Source organism: Streptomyces sp. NPDC004752 (assembly GCF_053601275.1).
On record NZ_JBSGBN010000244.1, the window covers coordinates 1 to 5,525 of the forward strand.

Annotated in this window: 3 protein-coding genes; 1 reads left to right on the forward strand and 2 read right to left on the reverse strand. The window is 74.6% G+C overall.

The features are described 5' to 3' along the window. Positions 1-1,696 (forward strand): nucleotide-binding protein (locus ACWEKM_RS45510; protein ID WP_451627191.1); only part of this gene is annotated, 1,696 nt, incomplete at its 5' end. Positions 1,697-1,783: 87 nt separating this feature from the next. On the opposite strand, the gene ACWEKM_RS45515 is transcribed toward ACWEKM_RS45510, so the two are convergent. Together ACWEKM_RS45515 and ACWEKM_RS45520 are read right to left on the reverse strand one after the other, a co-directional pair. Beyond that, entirely contained in the window at positions 1,784-2,731 is a 948-nt protein-coding gene (locus tag ACWEKM_RS45515; RefSeq protein WP_451627192.1) for a bifunctional riboflavin kinase/FAD synthetase, read from the reverse strand. A 170-nt stretch (positions 2,732-2,901) separates the two neighbouring features. Beyond that, the coding region (locus ACWEKM_RS45520) for a serine protease (RefSeq protein ID WP_451627193.1) at positions 2,902-5,525 on the reverse strand (2,624 nt) is incomplete at its 5' end.

Consider the following 5,525-nt stretch of genomic DNA (forward strand, 5'->3'; position numbering starts at 1 on the left):
AGCACCGGGCACCCCTGGTGCGCAGCCCCCCGCACCCAACGCGCCCGGCGGCTACGGCTTCCCGACCCCCGTCCCACCGCCGGGCGGTGCCCCCGTCCCGGGCCCCGGAGCGCCCGCGGGCTACGGCTTCCCACAGCCCGGAGCCCCGGCCCCGCAGGCGCCGAACGGTCCGGCGGCCACCCCTCCGGAACCGACCGGGCAGCCGCCGGCCGGGCAACCGCCGACCGGGCAGCCCGCCGGTGGTGGCTTCCCGCAGCCGCCGGTCGCCCCCAACCCGCCTGCCCAGCCCGGCGGTTACGGCTTCCCGCAGCCACCGGCCCAACCGGGGCAGCCTGCCCCACAGGCCGGCGTGCCGCAGCAGCCCCCTGTCCAGACGCAGCAGGCCATGCCCCCGCAGGCTCCGCAGCAGCCCGTAGATCCCCGGGCGGGTGCCGCCTGGCCGCAGCCGGTCCAGCACGATCAGCGGCAGCCGACCAACCCCGGTGCCGCGCCGCTCGGTTACACCGCGGCGGTGGAGCTGTCCTCCGACCGGCTGCTCAACAACAAGAGGCAGAAGGCGAAGAGCGGCCGGACGGCCGCCCCGCCCTCCCGGTTCAGGATCGGCGGGAAGAAGGAGGAGGCGGAGCGGCAGCGGAAGCTGCAGCTGATCCGCACCCCGGTGCTGTCCTGCTACCGGATCGCGGTGATCAGTCTCAAGGGCGGCGTGGGCAAGACGACCACGACCACCGCGCTCGGTGCCACGCTCGCCAGCGAGCGGCAGGACAAGATCCTCGCCATCGACGCGAACCCGGACGCCGGTACGCTCGGCCGCCGGGTGCGCCGCGAGACCGGGGCGACCATCCGCGACCTCGTCCAGGCGATCCCGTACCTCAACTCGTACATGGACATCCGGCGCTTCACCTCGCAGGCGCCGTCCGGCCTGGAGATCATCGCCAACGACGTCGACCCGGCCGTGTCCACGACCTTCAACGACGAGGACTACCGGCGCGCGATCGACGTGCTCGGCCGACAGTACCCGGTCATCCTCACCGACTCGGGCACCGGTCTGCTGTACAGCGCGATGCGCGGGGTACTCGACCTCGCCGACCAGCTCATCATCATCTCGACGCCGTCCGTGGACGGTGCGAGCAGCGCCAGCACCACGCTGGACTGGCTGTCCGCGCACGGGTACGCCGATCTGGTCGCGCGGTCCATCACCGTGATCTCCGGGGTACGCGAGACCGGAAAGATGATCAAAGTCGAGGACATCGTGGCGCACTTCGAAACCCGGTGCCGAGGCGTGATCGTGGTGCCCTTCGACGAGCATCTGTCCGCCGGTGCCGAGGTCGACCTCGACATGATGCGGCCGAAGGTGCGCGAGGCATACTTCAACCTCGCCGCCATGGTCGCCGAGGACTTCACCCGGCACCAGCAGGCGCAGGGGCTGTGGACCAGCGACGGCAACCCGCCGCCGGTGGCCGCCCCGCCGCTGCCGGGCCAGCAGCTTCCCGGCCAGCCGTACCAGCAGGTCCCGGGGCAGCAGCCGTACCCGCAGCCGGGCCAGCCCTACCCCCAGCCCGCGGCCCAGCAACCCGCGGCCCAACCGCCCTATCCGCAGCAGCCGCAGCAGCCGGGGCAACAGCCGTACCCGCAGCCGGGATATCCGCAGCAGGGCCGGCCGCCGACGCAGCCCCCGCAGGGGCCGACCCAGCGGTAAGACGGCGGTACGGCAGGACGAAGGGCGGCCGGTGCGGTGCGGCACCGGCCGCCCTTCGGCGTCGTGGGCGGCGTCGTGGGCGGCGGACTACGCGTCCGCCGCGATCAGCTCCCGGCAGCGCTTCACGTCGTCCGCCATCTGTTCCAGCAGGGCCTCCAGCGAGTCGAACCTCGCCTGCCCGCGCACGTACACCAGGAAGTCCACGGCGACGTGCAGCCCGTACAGATCGAGGCCCACCCGGTCGATGGCGTACGCCTCCACCGTGCGTTCGGTGCCGTCGAACTGCGGGTTGGTGCCGACGGAGATCGCGGCCGGCATGGCCTCGCCCTGGGCGTGCAGATAACCGGCGTACACGCCGTCGGCGGGGATCGCGGTGTGCGGGAGGGTCTCGACGTTGGCGGTCGGGAAGCCGAGATCGCGACCGCGCTGGGCACCGCGGACGACCACGCCCTCGACGCGGTGCGGACGGCCCAGGATCTCCCGGGCGCCCGCGACATCGCCCTCGGCGACCAGGCGCCGGGTGAGCGTCGAGGAGAACGGCTCGCCGGCGCCCGCCGCACCGGTCACATACAGGTCGACGACCTCGACCTCGAAGTCGTAGATCTCGCCCTGTTCGGCGAGGAACTCGACGTTGCCGGCCGCCCGGTGGCCGAAGCGGAAGTTCGGGCCCTCGACGACCGCCCTGGCGTGCAACTTGTCGACCAGGACCTTCACGACGAACTCGGCGGGAGACAGCTTCGAGAACTCCGTGGTGAACGGCAGGATAAGGACCGCGTCCACGCCCAGCTCCGCCATCAACTCGGCGCGGCGGTGGTGCGGGGCGAGCAGCGGGGGGTGGCTGCCCGGGCGGACGACCTCGCTGGGGTGCGGGTCGAAGGTCACCACGACGGACGGGATGCCCAGCTCGCGAGCGCGGTCCACGGCGTGCTTGATGATCAGCTGGTGGCCGCGGTGGACTCCGTCGTAGGAACCGATGGTGACGACGCTGCGCCCCCAGTCCTGGGGGATGTCCTCCAAGCCACGCCAGCGCTGCACAGTGACCGCTCCTCGAACCCGTGTCCGTTTCTACCTGACCGCTTACGCAGGTCTAAGGGTGCCATGCCGGGTGCTCCCGGCCCGCATCGGCATGGGGGCTGTGACCGGGTGCACGTGGGCACCACGCACCCGGGGCGACCCCACGGACCACCGATCGTACGGAACCCGTGTCACGCGGGAACGCGCACGCCCGCCAGGTTGCCCAGCATCCGACGGGTGCTCGGGCCGACCACGGCGGCCCACTCCTCCGGGGTGTCGGTGAGCCAGCGGGCCATCAGCGCGGCGAAGCCCGGCACCTGTCGGCCCAGGTCGACCAGGCCGCGGTCGAAGCGGGTCGCGCCGTCCGGGGTGCGGATGAGCAGCACTCCGGTGCGGTGGACGAGGTCACGGACCCCGGTGTCGCCACTCTGTGCCGCCGCGTGCAGCAGGGCGTGCAGGACATTGGGGGCCTGTTCCTGAGCGAGCAGGAACTCCAGGAGTTCGCGGCGCAGTGGGCGGGAGGCCGGGGTGCCGGGGGCAGCGAGGACGGTGGCGAGGGCCGCCCGGACCGGTTCGGGGCCGTCGCCGAGGAGGGCGGTCACCAAGGGCAGGAGCACGGTCCGGGCGGCCGAGCCGTGGTCGAGCCGGCGGTCGACGTGCTCGGCGAGGTGTGCCGCTGTCTCCGGCCGCAGTTCCACCGCTTCGTGGACGAGCGCGGCGACCCGGCGGGCGAGCCCGGGCGGCGTCTGGTCGGCGAGGGTGCGCAGGGCCTCGCGCGGGTCCGGTCCGGCGCACAGCCGGTCGTGGAAGGCGTCGAGGACCTGGTCCTGGTGGGTGGCCAGGGCCGGGACCAGGGCGGCCGACGGGAACCGCGGGTCGCCGGACGCGAAGTGCCGCAGGGCCGCCGGAAGGTGCCGGGCGCGGGTGTCCGGGTCGTGGACGAGGAGGGCGAGCGCGCCGCCGTGCAGGCCGGTGCCGACAGGGCTGCCGAGCAGGGTGTGGGCGGCCCGGCGGAGCAGTTCGCGGTCGGATTCGGTGCGGGCGTGGGGCGCGGCGCGGAGTCCGTGTGCCACCGCAGCGGCCCGTCGCGCCGGGCGGTCGTCGCGCGCCCAGCGGTCCACCGCCCGGCAGACAGCGGAGGGCTCGTCCTCGGCGAGCGCGGCGAGCAGTTCGTCGGCGCGCCGGTGAGCGCGGTCGGCGAGCACCTCGATGAGGCGGTCCAGGGCGGGGTGCCGGTGTGTGTGCAGCAGTGCCTGGGCGGCCGTGGCCACGGTGGCGCGGGGCAGGGCGGGGATCGGCCGCTCGTCGTCGAACCAGCGCGTCACGAGGACCCGCACGGCAGCGGCGGCGGCACCAGCACCAGCACCAGCACCAGCACCAGCACCAGTGTCGGTGTCGGTGTCGGTGTCGGTGTCGGTGTCGGTGTCGGTGTCGGTGTCGGTGTCGGTGTCGGTGTCGGTGTCGGTGTCGGTGTCGGTGTCGGTGTCGGTGAGGAACCCCGCGACGGCGTCCAGGTAACGGGGGCCGGGGGCATGCGGTTCGTCCGCCAGGACCAGGTCCCGCAGCAGGTCGAGCCGGTCGGCTACGGGCAGCGGCAGGGCGGCCCAGAAGGCGGGGGCGAACTCGCCGGGTACCGGGCGGCCGGCGCGCCGCCAGGTCACGATCCGGTCGGCCAGCGGGCGCAGCACATCCAGGTACGGGGTCGCGTCCGGGACGCCCGCCGGCGCCCCGGCGAGCAGACGGGCGGCCCACCAGGCCCCGGGACCCTGTCCGGTGTCCAGCGCGCTGGTCAACTCAGCCAGGCGGAGGGCGAGTTGACCGGGGCCTTGGTCACGGGCGAGGAGGAGCAGCGCCTGGACGACGGGGCCGACGCGGTGATGCGGGACGGGCAGCGGGTGGGCGGGGGTGCGGGGGCGGCGGACCAGGGCGTGCAGGGCCTCGTCCAGGTCGAGGTGCATGCCCTGGATCCAGTCGGCGAACTCCTCGTGGGCGAAGCGGTAGCCGTCCCCGGCGGGTACCAGGAGTCCCTCGGCGAGGACGGCGGATGCCCAGCCGGTGCCACCGCCGGGGCAAGCCGGGACCGGCCCCCGGGGGAACAGCGCGTCGAAGGCGTCCCGGGTCAGTTCGCCCTGGCCGGGGCCCAAACTGCGCCGGGCCGCCTCGTGGACCCGCCCGGAGACCCGGGCCGCGAGCCGCCGTACGGCCGTGCCGCGCAGGTCGGTCCCGGCGGCCAGGCGCTCCGCGATGCGCAGGCAGATCAGGTCGAGGTGGGCGGAGAACACCTGGTGCCGGTCGAGGGGCGGGGCGGCCGGTGCGGCCTGGAAGGCGGCATGGACCTCGGCGAGCAGGCGCAGGGTGAGGGGGTGGCGGGCGTCGCGGTCGGTGAGGGCACCGTCGCGTACCGCGTACCGGGAGCGGGCGCTGCGGGCCTCGGCGGGCGTGAGGTCGCCGAGCGGCACACAGGGCGGCGGGGCGCCGTCGGCCGGTGTCGGCGAGGCGCCGTCGACCGGTGTCGGCGGGTACAGCGACCCCTGCGGGAACTCCGCCCCGGCGTCCTCCCAGTACTCCTCCCGGCAGGCGACGACGAGCCGCACACCGGTCGCGCGCAGCCAGGCCGCCGTCCGCTCGGTCCACTCGGCGAGCCGGTGGGCGAGGACGGGCGGCATCTCCTCGGGGCCGTCGAGGAGCAGCACGAGGGGGCGGCCGGCCCGCTCGGCGAGGCGGGCCAGGCGTTCAGGGGTGAGGTCGCCCAGGTCTCCTGGGTGGCGGGACCGGGTGGCCGCGACGATGCAACGCCCTGGGCGTCCTGGGCATC